The sequence below is a fragment of the Ruegeria sp. CH8 genome (assembly GCF_056536985.1).
Genome location: NZ_JBQFQR010000016.1, coordinates 19,457 through 39,310 on the forward strand (window position 1 = coordinate 19,457; position 19,854 = coordinate 39,310).

Consider the following 19,854-nt stretch of genomic DNA (forward strand, 5'->3'; position numbering starts at 1 on the left):
CAAGCAAGAGGGGAGCCGAAAAGAATCGCCATGACCAGAAAATCGGTCCTTACCAGCGCCGTGATGGCCACGATGTCCAAAGGTGACACACCCTATGGGCTCTGCCGGGATGCGGCGATTGCCATCGACGGCTCAGTTATCGTCTGGGCCGGTGAGCGACGGGACCTGCCCGCCAATTACGCCGATTGGACGGTTGAGGATTTCGGAGCGCGCCTGATCACACCCGCCCTGATCGATGCGCACACCCATGTGGTATTCGGCGGCAACCGCGCGACCGAGTTTGAGATGCGCCTGAACGGGGCTTCCTACGAGGAAATCGCCCGCGCCGGGGGCGGCATCCTGTCCACGGTCAACGCCACGCGGTCGGCCAGCGAGGCGGAACTGCTGACAGACGCCTTGACCCGGGTGGATGCGTTGCTGGCCGAAGGCGTCTGCACCATCGAGGTCAAATCCGGCTATGGGCTGGATACGGAAACCGAGCTGAAGATGTTGCGCGTGGCTCGCCGGATCGGCGAAGCCCGCCCGGTGCGGGTCAAGACAAGCTTTCTGGGCGCCCATGCGGTGCCGCCCGAATATGCCGGACGGGCCGATGACTATATCCAAAAGGTCTGCATCCCAACTCTGCGTACGGCCCATGCCGAGGGGCTGGTGGATGCGGTGGACGGGTTCTGCGAAGGCATCGCCTTCACCCCCGCCCAGATCGCTCAGGTTTTCGACGTGGCGCAAGAGCTCGGCCTGCCTATGAAACTGCACGCCGAACAACTGTCCAATCTGGGCGGTGCGCGGTTGGCGGCCTCGTACGGGGCGCTATCGGCGGATCATATCGAATTTCTGGACGCCGAAGGTGTGAACGCCATGGCCGAGGCAGGCACCGCGGCGGTACTGTTACCGGGCGCGTTTTATACGCTGCGCGAAACGCAGATGCCGCCGGTTGATTTGCTGCGTCAGCATCAGGTCCCAATGGCGCTAGCGACCGATTGCAACCCCGGTTCATCGCCGCTGACCTCGCTGTTGCTGACGATGAATATGGGCTGCGCCTTGTTTCGTCTGACCCCCGAAGAGGCTTTGGCCGGTGTCACCCGCAACGCTGCGCGCGCCCTGGGTATCAGCGATGCGGGCATTATCGCTCCGGGCCAGCGAGCGGATCTGGTGGTCTGGGATGTGACGCATCCGGCTGAACTTTCTTATCGAATCGGCTTCAACCCTTTGCACAAACACCTATTTGGAGGGTTGGAATGACTCCCCTGTCTTTGCAACCCGGCCAGGTGACACTGGCTCAACTGGCCCAGGTTTATTGGGATCAGAGCGCGGCCGTGCTGGACCGTGACTGCAAACCCGCTGTTGAGGCGGCGGCAAGGCGCATTCAGGCCGCCGCTCAGGGTGATGCGCCGGTCTATGGCGTCAACACCGGCTTCGGCAAGCTGGCCAGTCACAAGATCGCGCCACAGGATACCTCAACCCTGCAGCGCAACCTGATCCTAAGCCATTGTTGTGGTGTTGGCCCGGCTGTGCCCCGCCGTGTGGCCCGGCTGATGATGACGCTCAAGCTGTTGTCCTTCGGTCGCGGCGCCTCGGGTGTTCGGTGGGAGTTGATTGAGTTGTTGCAGCAGATGCTGGCGCGCGGCGTTACACCGGTGATTCCGGCGCAGGGGTCTGTGGGCGCGTCGGGGGATCTGGCGCCGCTGGCCCACATGACTGCCGTGATCATCGGAGAAGGTGAGGCCGAGGTGAACGGAGACATCCTGCTGGGCGCTCAGGCATTGAAAACCGTTGGTTTAGAGCCGATTCAGCTTGGTCCAAAAGAAGGCCTGGCCTTTATCAACGGCACCCAGTTTTCAACCGCTTATGCGCTGGCAGGTCTGTTCGATGCCTGGCGTACGGCGCAAAGCGCGCTGGTTATTTCGGCCCTGTCGACCGATGCGATCATGGGGTCCACCGCGCCTCTGCGGCCCGAGATCCACACTCTGCGCGGCCATCGCGGCCAGACCGAGGCTGCCAGCGCCATGCGTGCCGTACTGGCCGGGTCGGAGATTCGGGAAAGCCACCGAGACGGCGACACGCGCGTGCAGGACCCGTATTGCATCCGATGTCAGCCTCAGGTCACCGGGGCGGCCATGGACGTGATGCGCCAGGCCGCTGCAACGCTTGAGATCGAGGCTAACGCCGCCACCGACAACCCGCTGGTTCTGGAGGATGGGATTGTCTCGGGCGGCAATTTCCATGCCGAACCGGTGGGGTTCGCCGCCGACATGATCGCACTTGCCGTGTCGGAAATCGGGGCCATCGCCCAGCGGCGTATCGCGCTAATGGTAGACCCGGCGCTCAGCTTTGACCTGCCGCCCTTCCTGACCCCTGATCCGGGGCTGAACTCCGGCATGATGATCGCCGAGGTCACCACGGCTGCGCTGATGAGCGAGAACAAGCATCTGGCCAACCCCTGCGTGACCGACAGCACTCCGACGTCGGCCAATCAGGAGGATCATGTCTCGATGGCAGCGCATGGAGCGCGGCGACTGACACGGATGGTCGAGAACTTGAACTACATCCTTGGTGTTGAACTACTCTGCGCTGCACAGGGGGTGGAATTCCGTACGCCACTGGTCACCAGCCGCCCATTGCAGAAGGTCATTTCCCGACTGCGGGCAGATATCCCGTCACTGAACGAGGACCGTTACCTAGCACCGGAATTGGAGGCCGCCAAGCAACTGGTGGCTGAAGGCGCGATCCTTGGTGCGGTGGGTAGCCCTATGCCGGAACTGAAATGATGCAAGTGGTCAGCGTACAGCGTGGAGATAGCCCGATTGTGCTGGGTCAGCCCCATGGCGGAACCTTCGTGCCGGACGACATCGCAGCCCGTCTCAACGAAACAGGACGCGCGCTGGCGGACACGGACTGGCACATAAACAGGCTCTATGAAGGGCTTTTGGATAGTGCGACTGTGGTGCAATCACATGTGCACCGTTATGTCATCGATGCCAATCGCGACCCTGAAGGGGTATCTCTCTACCCCGGTCAGAACACAACCACACTGGTGCCTTTGACCGACTTCGATGGGCAATCAATCTGGCGGGTTGGACAGGAACCGTCGGCTGATGAGATTGAACAGCGTCGACAGGCTTATCACGCGCCCTATCACGCAGCTCTGGCCGAAGAGCTGCAACGTCTACGCGATCGTTATGGCGTGGCGGTTTTGTATGACTGCCACTCGATCCGCAGCCGTATTCCGTTTCTGTTCGAGGGAACATTGCCGGACATGAATATCGGAACGGATGTCGGAGCGACTTGTTCGTCCGGGATAGAGTCTATTACGAATGAAATTGCGGGTTCGTCCCCTTATAGCACGGTTCTGAACGGCCGGTTTCGCGGTGGATGGACAACGCGGCACTATGGTCGCCCAGCCGACGGAGTGCACGCCATCCAGATTGAGTTGGCGCAGTCCACCTATCTGACGTCTGAGGCTGCTCCGTGGAGTTATGACACCGAAAAGGCCAACCGCCTGCGCCACTGGCTGCGCGGTATTCTGGACGCGATCCAAGACACAGCATTGGAGCTTACGCCATGACCGACCCTCGCAAGAACACCCGCGATGTATATCCACCAACCGGGCCTGAGCTGAACGCCAAAAGCTGGGTGACCGAGGCGCCGCTGCGGATGCTGATGAACAACCTGCATCCGGATGTGGCCGAGAACCCGCATGAGCTGGTTGTTTATGGCGGCATCGGGCGTGCGGCGCGGACGTGGCAGGACTTCGACACTATTGTCGCTGGTTTGAAGGATTTGGAAGAGGATGAGACGCTGATCGTCCAGTCCGGCAAACCCGTAGCAATCATCCGCACACATAAGGACGCGCCGCGTGTGTTGATCGCTAATTCGAACCTCGTGCCGCATTGGGCGACTTGGGATCACTTCAACGAGCTCGATAAAAAAGGCCTGATGATGTACGGCCAGATGACCGCTGGCTCGTGGATCTATATCGGCACGCAGGGCATCGTTCAGGGTACGTACGAGACCTTTGCCGAGGCCGGACGTCAGCACTATGGCGGCGATCTGACCGGCAAGTGGATCCTGACCGGCGGGCTGGGCGGAATGGGCGGCGCGCAGCCGCTGGCTGCTGTGTTTGCCGGGGCCTGTTGTCTGGCGGTCGAATGCAACCCCGATAGCATCGATTTCCGCTTGCGGACCAAATACCTCGACGAAAAGGCGGAAACGCTGGACGAAGCTCTGGCGATGATCGACCGCTGGACCAAGGCCGGCGAGGCGAAATCTGTGGGCCTGCTGGGCAATGCCGCCGAGATTTTCCCCGAGATTTATCGCCGTATGTCCGAAGGCGGGATGCGTCCCGATATCGTGACCGACCAGACCAGCGCCCATGACCCGATTAACGGTTATCTGCCCTTGGGCTGGACCATGGGAGAGTGGCGTGAGAAGCGTGAAACAGACCCTAAGTCAGTAGAAAAGGCAGCGCGTGCTTCGATGAAGCAGCACGTGGCCGCCATGGTCGATTTCTGGAATGCGGGTGTGCCGACGCTGGATTATGGCAACAACATCCGGCAGGTGGCGCAGGATGAGGGGTTGGAGAACGCCTTTGCCTTCCCCGGTTTTGTGCCTGCCTATATCCGCCCGCTGTTCTGCAAGGGGATCGGCCCGTTCCGCTGGTGTGCTCTGTCCGGCGACCCCGAGGATATCTACAAGACCGACGCCAAGATGAAGGAGCTGTTCCCCGAGAACGAGCACCTGCACCGATGGCTCGACATGGCGCAGGAGCGGATCGCGTTTCAGGGCTTGCCCGCGCGTATCTGCTGGATCGGGTTGGGAGATCGCCACCGCGCCGGGCTGGCCTTCAATGAGATGGTTGCCAAGGGTGAGTTGAAAGCGCCGGTTGTGATCGGGCGTGACCATCTGGACAGTGGTTCGGTCGCCAGCCCCAACCGCGAGACCGAGGCGATGCTGGACGGGTCGGACGCGGTATCCGACTGGCCGTTGCTGAACGCGCTGATCAACACGGCCAGCGGGGCAACATGGGTGTCGCTACATCACGGCGGCGGTGTCGGCATGGGCTTCAGCCAACACGCGGGCGTGGTGATTTGTGCCGACGGCACCGAGGACGCCGCCAGACGGCTGGAACGGGTTCTTTGGAATGATCCGGCTTCGGGCGTGTGGCGTCATGCGGATGCGGGCTATGATATTGCCAAGGATTGCGCCCGCGCGCACGGGCTGCGTCTGCCGGGTATTCTTGGCTGACCGCATCAAACTGTCACTGGCGAAAATGCTGCACCTGCGATATGCGCAGGTGAGTTTGCCGGAGATCGATGATGTATGTAGCCACGCTGCTGACCAACCCGAAGACGCCCTCGCTGGATCAGGCGTTGTTGGAGTCTTTGCGCAATGCGTGGGGCGGCGGGGACGGCACGTGGCTCTGCCCTGATGAGGCGGCCGAGTTCACTCTGTCAGAGTTACCCAGCAATCGCTGGGATGTCTGGGCCGACCTGCAACAGATGGGCGTAGACCTGATCGTTCAACCTGCCGAAGGGCGGCGCAAGAAAATGCTGCTTGCCGATATGGACAGCACCATGATCCAGCAGGAGTGCATTGACGAACTGGCCGACGAGGCTGGTGTCGGAGACCGGGTCAAGGACATAACCGCGCGCGCAATGAATGGCGAGCTGGATTTCGAGGGCGCGCTGATTGAACGGGTCGGTCTGTTGAAGGGGCTGGATGAGGCAGTGATCGGCAAAGTGCTGGCGGAACGCATCACGCTGATGCCGGGCGGGGCGGAATTGGTTGCAACAATGCGCGCGAATGGCGGCTACGCGGCTTTGGTCTCGGGCGGGTTCACGGCGTTCACTGCGAACGTGGCGGAGCAATTGGGTTTTGACGAGAACCGCGCCAATACGCTGCTGGCCGAGAGTGGCAAGCTAACCGGTGGTGTGCAGCGCCCGATTCTGGGCAAGCAGGCCAAGGTAGATGCATTGGAACAGATCACAAAGCGATTGGGCCTGTCCGAGGCCGACGTGCTGGCAGTGGGCGATGGTGCCAATGATCTGGGTATGTTGGGCCGGGCCGGAACCGGGGTGGCGCTGCACGCCAAGCCCTCGGTCGCGCAGCAATGCGACATTCGGGTCAATCACGGAGATCTGACGGCGTTGCTCTACTTGCAGGGCTTTTCCCGTTCGACCTTTGCCATGGTTTGACCGCAAGGGGCTTCCCTTTATTTAACTAAAATGTTAAACGATGGTCATGAACACGCTTCTGACCGCATTCTCGGCCTTGTCCGACGCCACCCGATTTTCAATCGTCGAGCAGTTGATGCAGGACGGCGAACTGCCCGCAGGTGACCTGATTGAAGGGCGCGGCATGTCCGGTGCTGCGATCTCGCGCCATCTGAAGGTGCTGCGAGAAGCTGGGCTGGTACAGCAGCGGGTACAGGGCAGTCAGCGGATGTATTCCATCCAGCCTGATGGGCTCCGGGCGATTGCCGAATGGACCATCTCGAAACGGCAATTCTGGGAAGGCAGCCTAGACCGTTTGAGCGACTTGATCGAAAGGGAGACTTCATGGCCGACCTGAAACTGGAACGTGAGTTTACCACCACGCCGGAAAACCTTTTTGCCTGGATCAGCGATGGCGCAAAGCTGTTGCAATGGTGGGGGCCGGAAGGGATGCATGTACCCGAGCATGATCTGGATTTTTCACGCCTCGGGCCGTGGTATTCAGTGATGCAGAACGCCGAGGGCCAGCAATACAAGGTCTCGGGGCAGGTCACCCATGTCGATCCGCCCAACTCGGTGGGGTTCACCTGGGGCTGGCATGACGATCAGGATCACCGCGGTGCCGAAAGCCATGTGACGCTGACCGTAGAACCGGCTGGCGAGGGGGCGCGCCTGATTCTGGATCACCGCGATCTGGGTGATGATGAGATCGCGGCGAACCACAACCAGGGCTGGACTTCATCGCTGCGCAAGCTCGAAGCGCAATTTTAAGTATTTCATCAAGGAGGAAGAGAAATGCCTCAGTATTTGTTTGTCTATCACGGCGGTCATACTCCGACCGATCCCGCCGAGATCGAAGCAACCATGGCCGCCTGGGGTGCATGGTTTCAGAACATGGGCGACGCGCTGGACATTCCCGGCAACCCGGTGGGCCAGTCCTATACGGTCAGTTCCGGTGGCGTCGTTGACAACGGTGGGGCAAACCCGGCGTCTGGCTTTACCGTCATCAGGGCCGATAGCATCGACGCCGCGACCGAGATGGCCAAGGGCTGCCCCATGGTTGTCAGCGGAACAGGCTCGGTCGAAGTGGCCGAAGTGCATCCGATAGAAATGTGACCCTTAGCCGGGGAAACCCGGCGCTGGACGGATCACGCCGCATTCGATCCCACGACGGCTGTATTGGATGGCGTTCATGAATTTGCGGGTGGCCGGGTGTTCGGCCTCCAACACGCCCAGATGCACCAAAAGGGCAGCGATGGCGCATTCGCTGGCGCGGGTGGTGCCGTCTGTAACCTTCAGCGCCGCACCCATACGTTTTTCCGGGATGATGGCGACGAAAACGGCTTCGGCCCCGGTTTTGATCGCAGCCCGGCCCTCCATGGCGCGCATCAGCTCGGTACAAGCGCGGTTTTCACCCGCCACCAGCTCCGGGTGCTTGATCATCGCGGCGGTTAACTGCTGTGCAGCATCGCTGGCCCGGTCCGACCGGTCGGCAGCCGACGCAAACCATGCCATCGAGCGCGCCAGCCCCACCAGCGACGTAGCAAAGTTCGGGGCCGAACAGCCATCGATCCCATAGGCCGGGCTGGTCTCTCCCGTTGTTTCCTCAAGCGCGGACAGACATGCCTGTTGCACGTCATGATCGATCTCAAGATATTCCGGCCCCGCGCCCATATGCTGCGCTACCGTCAGGAACCCGCAGTGTTTGCCCGAGCAGTTGTTGTGAAACTGGCAAGGCGTATCATCGGCCAGAATCAGCCCGTCGCGCGCCGCCATGTCCTGTGGCTCTTGCGGGCCGCAGCGCAGATCATGCTCGGTCAGGCCCAGATGGTCCAACCAGGCCGACACACGGTCCGTATGGATATGCGCGCCGCTATGAGAGGCACAGGCCAGCGCCAGATGCTCGGAATTCAGCCCGTATTTCGCAGCCGCGCCGGAGGTGATCAGCGGAAGCCCTTGAATCATCTTGGCCGAAGACCGGGGATAGATCGTCACATCCGGGTCGCCCCAGCTCTGCACGATCTGGCCGCTGTCATCGCAAATCACCGCGTGGCCCAGATGCAGGCTTTCCAACAACGGGCCACGCCACAGTTCTGTCATTGCTACGGGCTGTGTCATCTGGACCTCCGATTTTTATGCGCAAAATTCTGCCAATCGCCCTTTCGCCTGTGGCGAAACCTGCGTTAGTGTGTGTATGTCGACAATCATCGGAATACGCAACTTACAGACGAACCGGCAAGGGGCGCAGGCATTTCCGATGGGTATGAGGTTTTTGGTCGAGCTAGGAGGCTGGACAGATGGGATCGAAACTCGTCCGCGTGATCGCGGGCCTGTGCGTGGCAGGGATGGCCACAACTGCAACCGCTCAACAGGCGTCCAGCACCAATCGCGTGGCCGCCAAGACGGATTGGAGCGTGTTCGTCGAAAAAGATCCCACCGAATGCTGGAGCGTGGCAACCCCCGACGAAACCGTAAACACACGCGGCGGGCGCGTGGTCTCGGTACGGCGCAGCGATATCCTGCTGTTCGTGGTTTTTCGCCCCAGTGAAAACGTCGCTGGTCAGGTGTCCTTTACCGGCGGCTACCCGTTTGCGGCCGGGTCTTCGGTCAATGTCCGGATCGACGATCAGGAGTTCGAGTTCATCACTGACGGCGAATGGGCCTGGCCTGCGACACAAGGGCAGGAGCCCAAAGTGATCGAAGCCATGAAAAAAGGCACCGAGGCGGTGGTGACCGCGCGATCCGAACGCGGAACGCAGACCAAGGACACGTTCTCGTTGCTGGGATTCACTGCGGCACTTGAGGATGCCCAGAAACGCTGCGCGAACTGATCGTCCTGTTCAGACACGTGAAACCCCGGCCTTTGGCGGGGTTTTCTTTTGGGCAAAGCATGTCAGGTTGATGCAACGTCTGCCTGAAAAATTGATCCGTATCAAAGTGAGTGAGTTACATTTCTGAACTAATTAGTTCAGAAATTGGAAGGAGCTTGCCTATGCTGAACAAAACCATTGTCGCCTTCATGATGACCGCCGCCATGTTCCTGAGCGCCTGTGAAAAAGACACTGATACCTACCCTGTATCCGGTGAGCAGTGCGGCCCGGAAGATCCGGTGAAAACGCTGGATGCCGCAGATTGCGATGTGCTGCCTGCGGGCATCTGAGGGGCTTAACCTGACCCGACAAACATGAATCGGTCGCACCGGCTTGGTCGGTGCGGCCGATCAGCATTTGGGGCCTTGGCTGATCGCATGGTATCGTGGTTCGGTGCGAAGCCTCAGTTGGGAATAGAATATGCGCCACGCCTTGCTTTTACTGTTGTTGCCATCCGCGGCTTTGGCGGACCCAACCTTGGAATGCTCAGATGCAGGATCGCAGGTCGAAATCGGATCCTGCGTAAGCGAGATGGAGGACCGGGTCTCTCAGGCGCTGGAAGAAAGTTACGGCTTTGCCCTGCAGGCCGCCGCAGAGCTGGACGAGGTCACCGGGCGCATTGTTGCGCAGCCCGCATTGGAGGCCGCGCAAGCGGCCTGGGAAAGCTATAGGGATGCGCAATGCGAGGCCATTGGTGCCTCATACGGCGGAGGGTCCGGAACCGGTATCGCGATCACATCGTGCCGCGTTGATCTGGGGCGTGCGCGTGTGGATGAATTGCTGCGCTTTGCCGACTGATCGATACGATTCCTTTTGATCTTTGCGGATGTTCCTATATAGAGGCGCATCCCAAGCCAGAATCCGTTGAGATAGCCCCATGTCGCCCAAAGCGCCGATCACTCAAGACGTCATGACCATCCCCCGCAAATTGCCCGAGGGGAAGATTAACCTTGTCGGCCTGACCCGCGACCAGTTGCGCGAGGTTCTGATCGAGCACGGCACGCCGGAAAAGCAGGCCAAGATGCGGACCGGACAGATCTGGCAGTGGATCTATCAATGGGGCGTGCGCGACTTTGCCGAGATGACCAATCTGGCCAAAGCCTATCGCGCGCAACTGGCCGAGAATTTCGTGATCGAAATCCCCGAGGTTGTGACCCGTCAGGTCTCCGAGGACGGCACTCGCAAGTACCTGTGCCGCATTGCTGGCGGGCATGAGGTCGAGGTGGTCTACATCCCCGAAGAGGATCGCGGCACGCTGTGCATCTCGTCTCAGGTCGGGTGCACGCTGACCTGTTCCTTCTGCCACACCGGCACGCAGAAACTGGTGCGCAACCTGACGGCGGCCGAGATTGTCGGCCAGGTGATGATGGCGCGTGATGATCTTGAGGAATGGCCCGTTCCCGGCGCACCTAAGGACGAAACGCGCCTGCTGTCGAATATCGTTCTGATGGGCATGGGCGAGCCGCTCTACAACTTCGAGAACGTCCGCGACGCGATGAAGATCGCCATGGACCCCGAGGGGATTTCCCTGTCGCGCCGTCGGATTACCCTGTCGACGTCAGGCGTGGTGCCGGAAATCGCGCGGACCGCCGAGGAAATCGGCTGCCTGCTGGCGATTTCCTTCCACGCCACCACGGACGAAACCCGCGACGTGCTGGTGCCCATCAACAAGCGCTGGAACATCGAAGAGCTGCTGCAGGCGCTGGCCAGCTATCCCAAAGCCTCGAATTCCGAGCGGATCACGTTCGAATATGTGATGCTGGATGGCGTCAATGACAGTGACGAGGATGCGCACCGTCTGATCGACCACATCAAGCGCCACAACATCCCGGCCAAGATCAACCTGATCCCGTTCAACGAATGGCCGGGCGCGCCGTACAAGCGCAGCTCGAACAACCGTATCCGGGCTTTTGCGAATATCATCTATCAGGCGGGTTATGCCTCTCCCATCCGCAAAACCCGCGGTGAAGATATCATGGCGGCCTGTGGTCAATTGAAATCAGCCACCGAGCGCGCCCGCAAATCGCGCAAGCAGATCGAGGCTGAGGCCGGGCTGCAGCGTTGATTGTATCGCGTAGGGCGACAATAATTTAATGTTCGCCCTGCTGTTTTTTGCATGCACAATTTGATATATTTAAATCGTCAAGGCGGGATGGGCGCATTTCACTCTTGCGCACAAAGCGGTGAAAACCGCTCTCCGGTCGTGGCGAGATTGTTCAGGGCCGCTATCTTTTTTTAAGCATACATGCGGCGTTCAGGCGAACCTTATAGACTGGGTAGGCCATTATTATGTTGTTACAGATTTCACGAGTGGTCTCGATACCCCTTGCGGCATTGGTGTTTTCAGGTGTGTCTGCTGACTATGCCGCTGCGCAATCCCCCGGTGAGGATGCGCATATTGCCATTGAAAACCCGGCGGATTTGACCAAAGAAGAAGCGCTGCAGATATACAAGTCGTTGCAGCGACGCATGGCGCGTGGCTACCGTGCCGCGCAACTGGATCAGTTGCTGAACTACCAAAGCTGGCCATTGTTCAATGACGCGCCCTATATCTCGGCCACCCACGGTCAGCGTTTCGTGAACAGCTATGCCAATCGCATGGCGCATAACTACGGAACCCTGCAGGAGGGTGAAAAGTTGCCCAAGGGCTCGGTGCTGGCCAAGGACAGCGTGACCGTCACGGACGAGGGCAACATCCACCCCGGCGCCCTGTTCGTGATGGAGAAACTGGCAGAAGGAGCCAGCCCTGACACGGCTGATTGGCGCTATATAATGGTATTACCGGACGGATCACTGTTCGGTGACACGATGGGTTTTCGTGCCTCAGCGGTTGCCTACTGTCATGATTGCCACGAAGCGGTCGCTGACCGAGATTACACGTTTTTTGTTCCCGAAGAATTCGTCGTTGGGAACTGATGGTCAGACGGCCTCGCCGGGCAGTTTAAACTCTGTGGCTTCGCGGCGGCTGAGTTGCTCGCCCTGTTTGCGTTTCGACAACACTTCGCGGGCCAGTGCATACTTCTCGTCCTGCCAGAAGATCAGGCAGCCATTGCAGCCTTTGCCGCAACACCCTTCGGTGCCGATCCGGTTGGTCTTGAAGCGGCGTTCGTTGCCATCCTCACCGATCTTTTCCACCAGGTCATCGCGACGGCGGGCATAGGCGTTGGGGTTGTCGCGGCCCGAAGTTTCCAGCCCCTGCACCAGCTTGTCAAAGCGGATGCGGCTCCAGTGTTCGTCAGTCAGGGCGCGCTCCTTGCGCAGCACGGAATAGACGGGGAAGCGGGCGCGCAGATCGTCGATGTCTTCGTGATCAAACAGGGTGAAGGGCAGGCGGATGACGGTTTTTGTACTGCCATGCACCACATCCAGCCGCGTGCCGTCATGGGCACGTTCGAAATCATAGACCCGCAGCAGCACCGTCTCGCGTGAGATGGGTGAGACGAAATCCAGCACGTCGCCCGGTTCCAGCTTGTTCTTCACCTCGACCAGAAACGCATCTTCGGTCACTTCGGTGACGATCCCGGCATATTCCCATTGGGCGATGGATGCAGTGTGCTCGTAATCGTGGGAATAGTTGGTCAGGCGCCCTTCGTGGAAGGCAAGCGTATAGCCGCGGTTCCCGACGGTTTCGAGTTCGCGCATATAGGGCTTGGGATCCCAGTTCTCGGGGTCCGCGTGATAATCATCAATGGCATTGCGATAGGCGCGGGCGACGATGGCGGCATAATATTCCGATTTGCCGCGCCCTTCGACCTTGAGGCTATCGACGCCGATTTTCAGGTATTCATCCAATTTCGGCATGATGCACAGATCGCGGGAATTCAGAATGTACGAGCCGCGATCATCCTCTTCGATGGGCATCAGGTCACCAGGGCGGCAACCTTCCTCGAGCAGGAACTCGAACAGGTTGGCGTTTTCCTCGGTGATGCGGAGTTCCTGATGCGTGCCGTCCTTTAAGCGCAGCTTGAGCCCATAGTTCCAACGGCAGGAATTGGCACAGTTGCCCTGATTGGCCCCGCGTTCTGCCATGAAGTTCGACAGCAGGCAGCGGCCCGAGTAGGTCATGCACATGGCCCCGTGCACGAACGCCTCAAGCTTGATGTCGGGGCACTTCTCGCGGATTTCGACCAGTTCGGGGTAGGAAACCTCGCGGGCCAGAACCACCAGTTCGGCCCCCTGATCCTGCCAGAACTTCACCGACAGCCAGGAACAGATATTGGCCTGGGTCGAGATATGCAGCGGCAGTTCGGGTGCCCGTTCGCGCACATATTGGAACACACCGGGGTCAGCGATGATCAGCCCGTCGGGCTTCACCTTGCGGACCGTGTCGATGTATTCGTCCAGCTTCGGGATGTCCTTGTTGTGGGAGAACAGGTTCAGCGTCAGATAAGCGCGCCGCCCGTGCTGGTGGCAGAACTCGACGCCTTCGATCACCTCTTCCAGCGAAAACTCGGATTTCGTGCGCAGCGACATGTCGGGCGTACCCAGATACACCGCATCCGCCCCGTAAAGGATGGCGAGTTTCAGCTTGCGCAGATTGCCCGCAGGCATCAGCAATTCGGATCTGGACTGGGTCATGGACATACCGGGCTTTGGATCAAGGGGGCCTTTTACGGCAAAAGCCCTACGTCCAAAAGCCCGTTACCTGCGACGGAACCGCGCTGTGCCGATGACCTCGATCAGTTGTTTGCGGACGGGGTCGGGCTGCGCCTCGACCGCGTTCAGCACCTCGCGCAATTCGGCGCGCAGCCCGTGCATCTGGTCGATCAGAGAGATCATCATCGACAGCGCATCCGGTTCCATCTCGTATTGCTCGTGCAGCTCACAGGCCAGTTCCAAACGGGCGACATCGAGGCTGTGATAAACTAGGCCCTCATCCGTTTGTTCGGGGATCACAATCTCGGCGGCCAGATACTCGGTCAGCCGTGCCGAGGTCAGGCGGGTGACGGTTGCGATCAGTTGCTCTTCGGTCAGGCTCATGACGGCATTCCTTTGCGCGGATCATAGCTGTGAGAATCGCGCCATGTCTCCATAAACTGCTTGAGGTCATCGTCGATCTGGTCGGGCATCGTGATGGTTAGCTCGATCAATTGATCACCACGGTCAGATGAGCCGCGTTTCTTGACCCCCTTGCCACGCAACCGCAGGGTCTTGCCGCTGCTGGTGCCGGGGGGAACGCTGACATTGACGCCGCCGTCGATGGTAGGGGCGGGCACCTTGCCGCCCAGAACGGCCTCATCAATCGTGATCGGCAGGGTGATGTGGATGTCGTCACCCTGACGGTCAAAAACCGGGTGTTTCGCAACCGAGACCGTGACCAGCGCGTCGCCCGGAGGCCCCTCGCCAAAGCCCGGATCGCCTTTGCCACGCAAACGGATGGTCTGGCCGTCGGTAATGCCTGCCGGGATTTTCACCTCGATCCGGTCGCCATCGGGCAGGGTGAGCTTCTGGCTGGCCCCGAACACCGCATCCAGAAAGCTGATCTGCAGGCTGTAGGCGCGATTATGTCCCGGCGCGTGAAATTCCTGTGTGCGTTGGCCATACCCACCGCGACCTCGCATGAACTCAGCGAAAATATCCGACATGTCGTCCGGATCTGCCTGACGACCGCGATAGGGGTTTCCAGCGGCCTCGGAGTATTCTCTGTAATACTGCTGCTGAGGGCGTTCCTGACCCGAGGCGTCGATCTCACCCCGGTCGTACTGCCCCCGCTTTTCCGGGTCTTTCAGCAGATCATAGGCGGCAGCTGCGGCCTTGAACTTGGCTTCGGCCTCGGCGTCACCGGGTTTCAGATCGGGGTGGCATTCCTTGGCGATGCGCCGATAGGCCTTTTTGATCTCGGCATCGCTGGCGTCTTTAGTAACGCCAAGGGCGGAATAGGGATCGTCGCTCATCTCACCTCTCGCAGGTCGGGCGGAACAGGATGGTTTTATCATGCGTTTTCAAGGGGCCAAAAGGAAGAGGCTTTTGAAACCGCTCGCAAATCCCCGCAGGTCTGTTAACATATGCATGTTTCGCATTGTTTTTTGACGGAGATCCCCATGACGCGCAGACTCAAGTCCATTCTGGCCCTACTGGCCGGGAATGCCATCGGGTTGTTGATTGCTGCGATTCTGCTGCCGGAATTTGCGATCCGGCCGATCTCGTTCATCGTGGTGGTGATCGTCTTTACGTTGGTTCAGTGGATCGCCGAGCCGCTCATCCTGAAGCTGGGGGAAAAGAAAGCGCCTGCTCTGAAAGGTGGAATCGCTTTAATCGTGACTTTTGTGGGTTTGCTTGTGACCGATCTGGTGACCAACGGGCTGACGATTGGTGGGATTTCCAACCTTCTGGCCGCGACATTGCTGGTCTGGCTGGGTGCGCTGATCGGCAGCATTGTGTTGCCGATCTATGTATTCACGGAACTGCGCGAGCCCAAGAAGTAATTACAGCGCGTTCAGACTGGCCTCGATCGCTTGCCACAGTTCTTCTAGCGGCTCACAGCCCACTGACAGGCGGATGAAAGCGGGGTCAACATCGTCGCCCCACCGCGCGCGGCGCTCGGCAGAACTGTGGACACCGCCGAAGGATGTGGCGGGGCGCAGCATCGGGCAGGTGTTGATGAAGGTCTCAGCCTTGTCTTCCGACTCCAGCGTGATCGACAACAGGAACCCGAACCGCGTGGTTTGGGCTTTGGCCAATGTATGTGAAGCGTCGCTGGGCAAGCCGGGAAAGCGGATGCGTTTTACGGCTGGATGCTCTGCCAAACGCTCGGCCAGCACCTGCGCGGACGAGCACATGCGGTCAAACCGCACGTCCAGCGTTTCCAAGCCGCGATGCAGCAGCCAGGCCTCATGCGGGCCGGGGATCGCGCCGGAAACGCGCCGCCAATCCTCGACCCGCTCCATGATCTGCGGGTTGCGGCTGGCGACATGACCCATCAGCAGGTCGGAATGCCCACCCATGGCTTTGGTGTCCGAGGCGACAACCACGTCGATGCCCATATCCAGCGGGCGCTGGCCCAACGGCGTCAGGGTTGTGTTGTCGGCAATCGTGATACCACCCGCCGTGCGTACGGCTTGGGCAATGGCGGGCAGATCCATCATGTCCAGACCGGGGTTCGAGGGGCTTTCGACAAAGACTATATCGAACCCGTCGAACCCGCCCTCGGCGAAGGTGGTTGTCGGGCGTTCGGTGACGGAAACGCCGAAGCGCGAGAGGAACCGACCCGCCAACAGCCGAGTCACATAGTAGCCGTCCGAAGGAATCAGGATGTGTGATCCGGCTTTCACGGTGGCAAACAATGCTGCCGAGATTGCCCCCATGCCCGACGGGAAACTCAGGCAGGGCGCGCCCTCCAGATGGGCCAGAACATGTTCCAGATGCTGCCATGTGGGGTTGTCGACCCGGCCATAGGTGGGCAGGCCATCGGGCGCACCGGGCAAATGATACATGCTGCTTTGGGTCAACGGCAGCGCCACAGGATCCCCCGCGTTCAGCGCATTGCCGCGCAGATGCAGTATCTCTCCGGTCTTTGGCATCCCTCAGCGCCCCGGAATTTCGTCGCGGGGTGGGGCGGGTTCCCAGTTCTCGATAATGTCGACCGCCTCTTGCGCGGTATCGACAAAGCGGAACAAGTCGAGGTCCTCGTCCGAGATAGTGCCCGCATCAGCCAGCGCTTCCCAGTTGATGACCTTCTCCCAGAATTTGCGGCCAAACAGCAGAAAGGGCACGCGCTCCATCCGGCCGGTCTGGATCAGGGTGAGGGATTCGAACAGCTCATCCATGGTGCCGAAACCGCCCGGAAAGATGGTGATGGCACGGGCGCGCATCAGGAAGTGCATCTTGCGGATCGCGAAGTAATGGAAATTGAAGCTTAGGTCCGGCGTCACAAACTCGTTCGGAGCCTGCTCATGCGGCAGCACGATGTTCAGGCCGATCGAGCAGCCGCCTGCATCCTGCGCACCACGGTTCCCGGCTTCCATCACGCCGGGTCCACCGCCGGTAACGATGACGTTTTCGCGGCAGCCGGTTTCGTTCGATTTCTCGGTCATCAGTCGGGCGAACTCACGGGCCTCGTCATAGTACTCCGACAGGTTGGCCAGCGTCTGGGTCCGTGCCGTGTGTTTCTGAGATGGCTCGGGAATGCGCGCGCCGCCGAACATGACGATGGTCGAGGTGATCTCGCGCTCGGTCATGATCATCTCGGGTTTCAGCAATTCCAGCTGCAGGCGCACCGGGCGCAGCTCATCCCGACACAGGAAATCGTCGTCGGCAAAGGCAAGGCGATAGGCGGGTGAGCGGGTCTGCGGCGTGTCCGGCACCTCGCTCGCGGTCGAGCGGTCGGTTTGCGCGTCGCGGAAGGGGCTCAGGCGGTCTTCTCTCATGGGTGATCTATCCCTGCTTGCGTGTTCGTAAAACAGCTATAGGGTTCGCGGCCAGAGCGCCAGTCACGGAAGAACAACAATGAATTGGAAGAGTGAAATTTCAGCAGCCGCCAACCGGATCAACGGATATGTGCAGGTGACGCCGGTGATGGAGAGCCGGGCCTTGGGGCTGGGTTACCCGGTCGAGATGAAGCTGGAGCATCTGCAGCATACCGGCAGTTTCAAGGCGCGCGGGGCGTTCAACACGCTGCTGAGCTCGGATGTGCCCGACGCGGGCGTCGTGGCAGCGTCCGGCGGCAATCATGGCGCGGCGGCGGCCTATGCGGCGCGGTCGCTGGGCTATCCGGCGAAGATCTTCGTGCCGGAGATTGCCGGGCCGTCCAAGATTGCCCTGATCGAGCAGACCGGCGCTGATCTGAGCGTGGTGCCCGGCGAATACGCCAACGCGTTGATGGGTGCGCAGGAGCACGAAGAGGCGACAGGTGCTATGCAGATCCATGCCTATGACGCGCCCGCCACCGTGGCAGGGCAGGGCACCTGCTTTGCCGAATGGGAGGCGCAGGGTCTTCAGGCCGATACCGTTCTGATCGCCGTCGGCGGCGGCGGGTTGATCGCCGGTGCACTGGGCTGGTTTCAGGGCGCACGCAAGATCGTGGCGGTCGAACCCGAAACCTCCTGCGCGCTGAATGCGGCCTTGCAGGCGGGTGAGCCGGTGGACGTCACCGTCTCTGGCATCGCCGCCAATGCATTGGGCGCGCGGCGGATTGGCTCGATCTGTTTCGGGCTGGCACAGGGGATGACGTCTGTTCTGGTCAGCGATGAGGCCATTGCCGAGGCCCAGCAACTCCTGTGGCAAGCGCATCGGATTCTGGTGGAACCAGCGGGCGCAACGGCGCTGGCGGCGCTGCTGTCCGGGGCTTACCAGCCGGAACCGGGTGAGCGAGTGGCGGTGCTGATCTGCGGCGGCAATATCTCTCCGAACCCACTGGGCGCTTAAAACCGCAGCAAACAGCCGCAAAGCGCGCGTTCAGCGTCGCATTGCGGCCAGTCCTTCGCTTGCGTATAGGCAACACCAACGTGAACAGATTCTGCAGGGAGCCCTCACATGTCCAACGCGCAACTGGAAGCCGCCATCGAAGCCGCCTGGGAGGCGCGAGACACCATCACGCCCGCCACCACCGGCGAGACCCGTGAAGCGATCGAAGATACGCTGAACGCGCTGGACAGCGGCTCGCTGCGTGTGGCCGAAAAGCTGGAAAGCGGTGACTGGCACGTGAACCAGTGGGCCAAGAAAGCGGTTCTGCTGGGCTTCCGCATCAAGGATATGGAAATCCAGACCGGTGGCCCTCAGGCTGGTGGCTGGTGGGACAAGGTGGACAGCAAGTTCGCCGGTTGGGGTGAGAACCAGTGGCAAGCCGCAGGCTTCCGCGCCGTTCCGAACTGTGTGGTTCGTAAATCGGCCTACATCGCACCGGGCGTGGTGCTGATGCCGTCCTTCGTGAACCTGGGCGCCTATGTCGACGAAGGTACCATGGTCGATACATGGGCCACTGTTGGGTCCTGCGCACAGATCGGCAAGAACGTGCACTTGTCTGGCGGTGTCGGTATCGGCGGCGTCCTGGAGCCGATGCAGGCAGGTCCGACCATCATCGAGGACAATTGCTTTATCGGTGCCCGTTCCGAGGTGGTCGAGGGCTGCATTGTCCGCGAAGGCTCGGTTTTGGGCATGGGCGTATTCATCGGCAAGTCGACCAAGATCGTCGACCGCGAAACCGGAGAGGCCATGTATGGCGAAGTGCCGCCCTACTCGGTGGTTGTTGCCGGTTCGATGCCGTCCAAAAACAATGTCAGCCTGTACTGCGCTGTGATCGTCAAGCGGGTGGATGAGAAGACCCGCTCGAAAACCGGGATCAACGAGTTGCTGCGCGACTGATCGGCCCGCTGATCAAAACAAGGGCCGCAGCACGATGCTGCGGCCTTTTTTGTTACCCTTTGACCGGATAGCGGTCGGGTTCCTCGAACACGTCGATCACTCGCGTTCCGGCCTTGATCTTGCCGCCATGTTCTACGCCGGAGGGAATCGAGTAGCTGTCGCCGGGGCGATAGGTTTTTGTCGCATCCCCGATGGTCAGTTCCACGGCACCCTCGATCACCGTGCCCCATTGCGCCTTGTGCGAATGCGCGGGCAGTTCGAAATCCTTCAGGAAGGTGAAGAACGCCACTAGTCCCGCATCTGACCGGATCACCGCTGATTGCACCACGTCCTCGGGGAAGGGTACGTCGAGGCTGGGGAAGTCGGTGATGAAATCTGGGTACGCCATGAAAAGGTCCTTTGCGGTTTATGTCCGGGCACTATGACTGCGCAGGCCGCGTCCTGCAATTGCCGACCGCTTGACCGTGGGCTGGCAC

23 protein-coding genes are annotated in these 19,854 nt (G+C 60.3%); 16 read left to right on the forward strand and 7 right to left on the reverse strand.

What is annotated here, in order from left to right; genetic code table 11:
• Positions 1 to 30: 30 nt before the first annotated feature.
• The 8 genes from hutI to ACR0ER_RS17645 all read left to right on the forward strand — a co-directional run bounded on the left by hutI (position 31) and on the right by ACR0ER_RS17645 (position 7,325).
• Positions 31 to 1,239, forward strand: a complete 1,209-nt coding sequence (gene hutI / locus ACR0ER_RS17610) for an imidazolonepropionase (protein WP_480770061.1) — start codon at positions 31 to 33, stop codon at positions 1,237 to 1,239.
• On the forward strand, positions 1,236 to 2,765 hold the full coding sequence (gene hutH / locus ACR0ER_RS17615; protein ID WP_480770062.1) for a histidine ammonia-lyase: 1,530 nt from the start codon (positions 1,236 to 1,238) through the stop codon (positions 2,763 to 2,765). The genes hutI and hutH overlap by 4 nt, the downstream gene beginning before the upstream one ends.
• On the forward strand, positions 2,765 to 3,562 hold the full coding sequence (hutG, locus tag ACR0ER_RS17620) for an N-formylglutamate deformylase (RefSeq protein ID WP_480770169.1): 798 nt from the start codon (positions 2,765 to 2,767) through the stop codon (positions 3,560 to 3,562). Before hutH ends, hutG begins: the two co-directional genes overlap by 1 nt.
• Positions 3,559 to 5,241: a urocanate hydratase gene (gene hutU / locus ACR0ER_RS17625; protein ID WP_480770063.1), complete on the forward strand. Its 1,683-nt coding sequence runs from the start codon at positions 3,559 to 3,561 to the stop codon at positions 5,239 to 5,241. The genes hutG and hutU overlap by 4 nt, the downstream gene beginning before the upstream one ends.
• A 71-nt stretch (positions 5,242 to 5,312) precedes the next feature.
• Positions 5,313 to 6,191, forward strand: coding sequence for a phosphoserine phosphatase SerB (gene serB, locus ACR0ER_RS17630; RefSeq protein WP_480770064.1), 879 nt, complete (start codon positions 5,313 to 5,315; stop codon positions 6,189 to 6,191).
• Between the two features lie 46 nt (positions 6,192 to 6,237).
• Complete coding sequence (locus tag ACR0ER_RS17635) at positions 6,238 to 6,567, forward strand: ArsR/SmtB family transcription factor (protein WP_480770065.1); 330 nt, start codon at positions 6,238 to 6,240, stop codon at positions 6,565 to 6,567.
• Positions 6,555 to 6,980 (forward strand): SRPBCC family protein, encoded by a 426-nt coding sequence (locus ACR0ER_RS17640; RefSeq protein ID WP_480770066.1) that lies wholly within the window; start codon positions 6,555 to 6,557, stop codon positions 6,978 to 6,980. Before ACR0ER_RS17635 ends, ACR0ER_RS17640 begins: the two co-directional genes overlap by 13 nt.
• A 24-nt stretch (positions 6,981 to 7,004) precedes the next feature.
• Positions 7,005 to 7,325: a YciI family protein gene (locus ACR0ER_RS17645; RefSeq protein WP_480770067.1), complete on the forward strand. Its 321-nt coding sequence runs from the start codon at positions 7,005 to 7,007 to the stop codon at positions 7,323 to 7,325.
• Between the two features lie 3 nt (positions 7,326 to 7,328).
• Here ACR0ER_RS17645 and ACR0ER_RS17650 read toward each other — a convergent pair whose 3' ends face one another.
• Entirely contained in the window at positions 7,329 to 8,327 is a 999-nt protein-coding gene (locus ACR0ER_RS17650; protein ID WP_480770068.1) for an asparaginase, read from the reverse strand.
• A 179-nt stretch (positions 8,328 to 8,506) separates the two neighbouring features.
• Between ACR0ER_RS17650 and ACR0ER_RS17655 the strand changes: the two genes are divergently transcribed.
• From ACR0ER_RS17655 to ACR0ER_RS17675, 5 genes are all read left to right on the forward strand, one after another.
• Positions 8,507 to 9,040: an invasion associated locus B family protein gene (locus ACR0ER_RS17655; protein WP_170329570.1), complete on the forward strand. Its 534-nt coding sequence runs from the start codon at positions 8,507 to 8,509 to the stop codon at positions 9,038 to 9,040.
• Between the two features lie 161 nt (positions 9,041 to 9,201).
• Positions 9,202 to 9,369 carry a hypothetical protein gene (locus ACR0ER_RS17660; RefSeq protein WP_480770069.1) on the forward strand — a complete coding sequence of 56 codons (168 nt, stop codon included), beginning with the start codon at positions 9,202 to 9,204 and terminating at the stop codon, positions 9,367 to 9,369.
• A gap of 130 nt (positions 9,370 to 9,499) precedes the next feature.
• Positions 9,500 to 9,877, forward strand: coding sequence for a lysozyme inhibitor LprI family protein (locus ACR0ER_RS17665; protein ID WP_480770070.1), 378 nt, complete (start codon positions 9,500 to 9,502; stop codon positions 9,875 to 9,877).
• A gap of 79 nt (positions 9,878 to 9,956) precedes the next feature.
• Positions 9,957 to 11,144: a dual-specificity RNA methyltransferase RlmN gene (gene rlmN / locus ACR0ER_RS17670; RefSeq protein ID WP_480770071.1), complete on the forward strand. Its 1,188-nt coding sequence runs from the start codon at positions 9,957 to 9,959 to the stop codon at positions 11,142 to 11,144.
• Between the two features lie 224 nt (positions 11,145 to 11,368).
• Complete coding sequence (locus ACR0ER_RS17675) at positions 11,369 to 11,995, forward strand: cytochrome P460 family protein (protein WP_480770072.1); 627 nt, start codon at positions 11,369 to 11,371, stop codon at positions 11,993 to 11,995.
• A gap of 3 nt (positions 11,996 to 11,998) precedes the next feature.
• On the opposite strand, the gene ACR0ER_RS17680 is transcribed toward ACR0ER_RS17675, so the two are convergent.
• The 3 genes from ACR0ER_RS17680 to ACR0ER_RS17690 form a co-directional block, all read right to left on the reverse strand.
• Positions 11,999 to 13,657 (reverse strand): U32 family peptidase, encoded by a 1,659-nt coding sequence (locus tag ACR0ER_RS17680; protein WP_480770073.1) that lies wholly within the window; start codon positions 13,655 to 13,657, stop codon positions 11,999 to 12,001.
• A 63-nt stretch (positions 13,658 to 13,720) separates the two neighbouring features.
• Positions 13,721 to 14,059: a hypothetical protein gene (locus tag ACR0ER_RS17685; protein ID WP_170329564.1), complete on the reverse strand. Its 339-nt coding sequence runs from the start codon at positions 14,057 to 14,059 to the stop codon at positions 13,721 to 13,723.
• Positions 14,056 to 14,973, reverse strand: coding sequence for a DnaJ C-terminal domain-containing protein (locus tag ACR0ER_RS17690; RefSeq protein WP_480770074.1), 918 nt, complete (start codon positions 14,971 to 14,973; stop codon positions 14,056 to 14,058). Before ACR0ER_RS17690 ends, ACR0ER_RS17685 begins: the two co-directional genes overlap by 4 nt.
• Positions 14,974 to 15,120: 147 nt before the next feature.
• Here ACR0ER_RS17690 and ACR0ER_RS17695 point away from each other — a divergent pair, with 147 nt between their 5' ends.
• Positions 15,121 to 15,504, forward strand: coding sequence for a hypothetical protein (locus tag ACR0ER_RS17695; RefSeq protein ID WP_170329562.1), 384 nt, complete (start codon positions 15,121 to 15,123; stop codon positions 15,502 to 15,504).
• Here the strand turns inward: ACR0ER_RS17695 and ACR0ER_RS17700 are convergent, their stop codons facing one another.
• On the reverse strand, positions 15,505 to 16,599 hold the full coding sequence (locus ACR0ER_RS17700; RefSeq protein WP_480770075.1) for a cystathionine gamma-lyase: 1,095 nt from the start codon (positions 16,597 to 16,599) through the stop codon (positions 15,505 to 15,507). It abuts the gene before it with no gap.
• Positions 16,600 to 16,602: 3 nt separating this feature from the next.
• The gene (locus ACR0ER_RS17705) at positions 16,603 to 17,445 is read right to left on the reverse strand and encodes an LOG family protein (protein ID WP_480770076.1); all 843 of its coding nucleotides are present in this window, start codon (positions 17,443 to 17,445) and stop codon (positions 16,603 to 16,605) included.
• A gap of 79 nt (positions 17,446 to 17,524) precedes the next feature.
• On the opposite strand from ACR0ER_RS17705, the gene ACR0ER_RS17710 reads away from it, so the two are divergent.
• Both ACR0ER_RS17710 and dapD read left to right on the forward strand, forming a co-directional pair.
• Positions 17,525 to 18,442: a threonine/serine dehydratase gene (locus ACR0ER_RS17710; RefSeq protein WP_170329559.1), complete on the forward strand. Its 918-nt coding sequence runs from the start codon at positions 17,525 to 17,527 to the stop codon at positions 18,440 to 18,442.
• 108 nt (positions 18,443 to 18,550) lie between these two features.
• A complete protein-coding gene (gene dapD, locus ACR0ER_RS17715; RefSeq protein WP_480770077.1) occupies positions 18,551 to 19,378 on the forward strand; it encodes a 2,3,4,5-tetrahydropyridine-2,6-dicarboxylate N-succinyltransferase in 828 nt (275 codons plus the stop codon).
• 52 nt (positions 19,379 to 19,430) lie between these two features.
• Here the strand turns inward: dapD and ACR0ER_RS17720 are convergent, their stop codons facing one another.
• A complete protein-coding gene (locus ACR0ER_RS17720; RefSeq protein WP_480770078.1) occupies positions 19,431 to 19,766 on the reverse strand; it encodes a cupin domain-containing protein in 336 nt (111 codons plus the stop codon).
• Positions 19,767 to 19,854 lie beyond the last annotated feature (88 nt).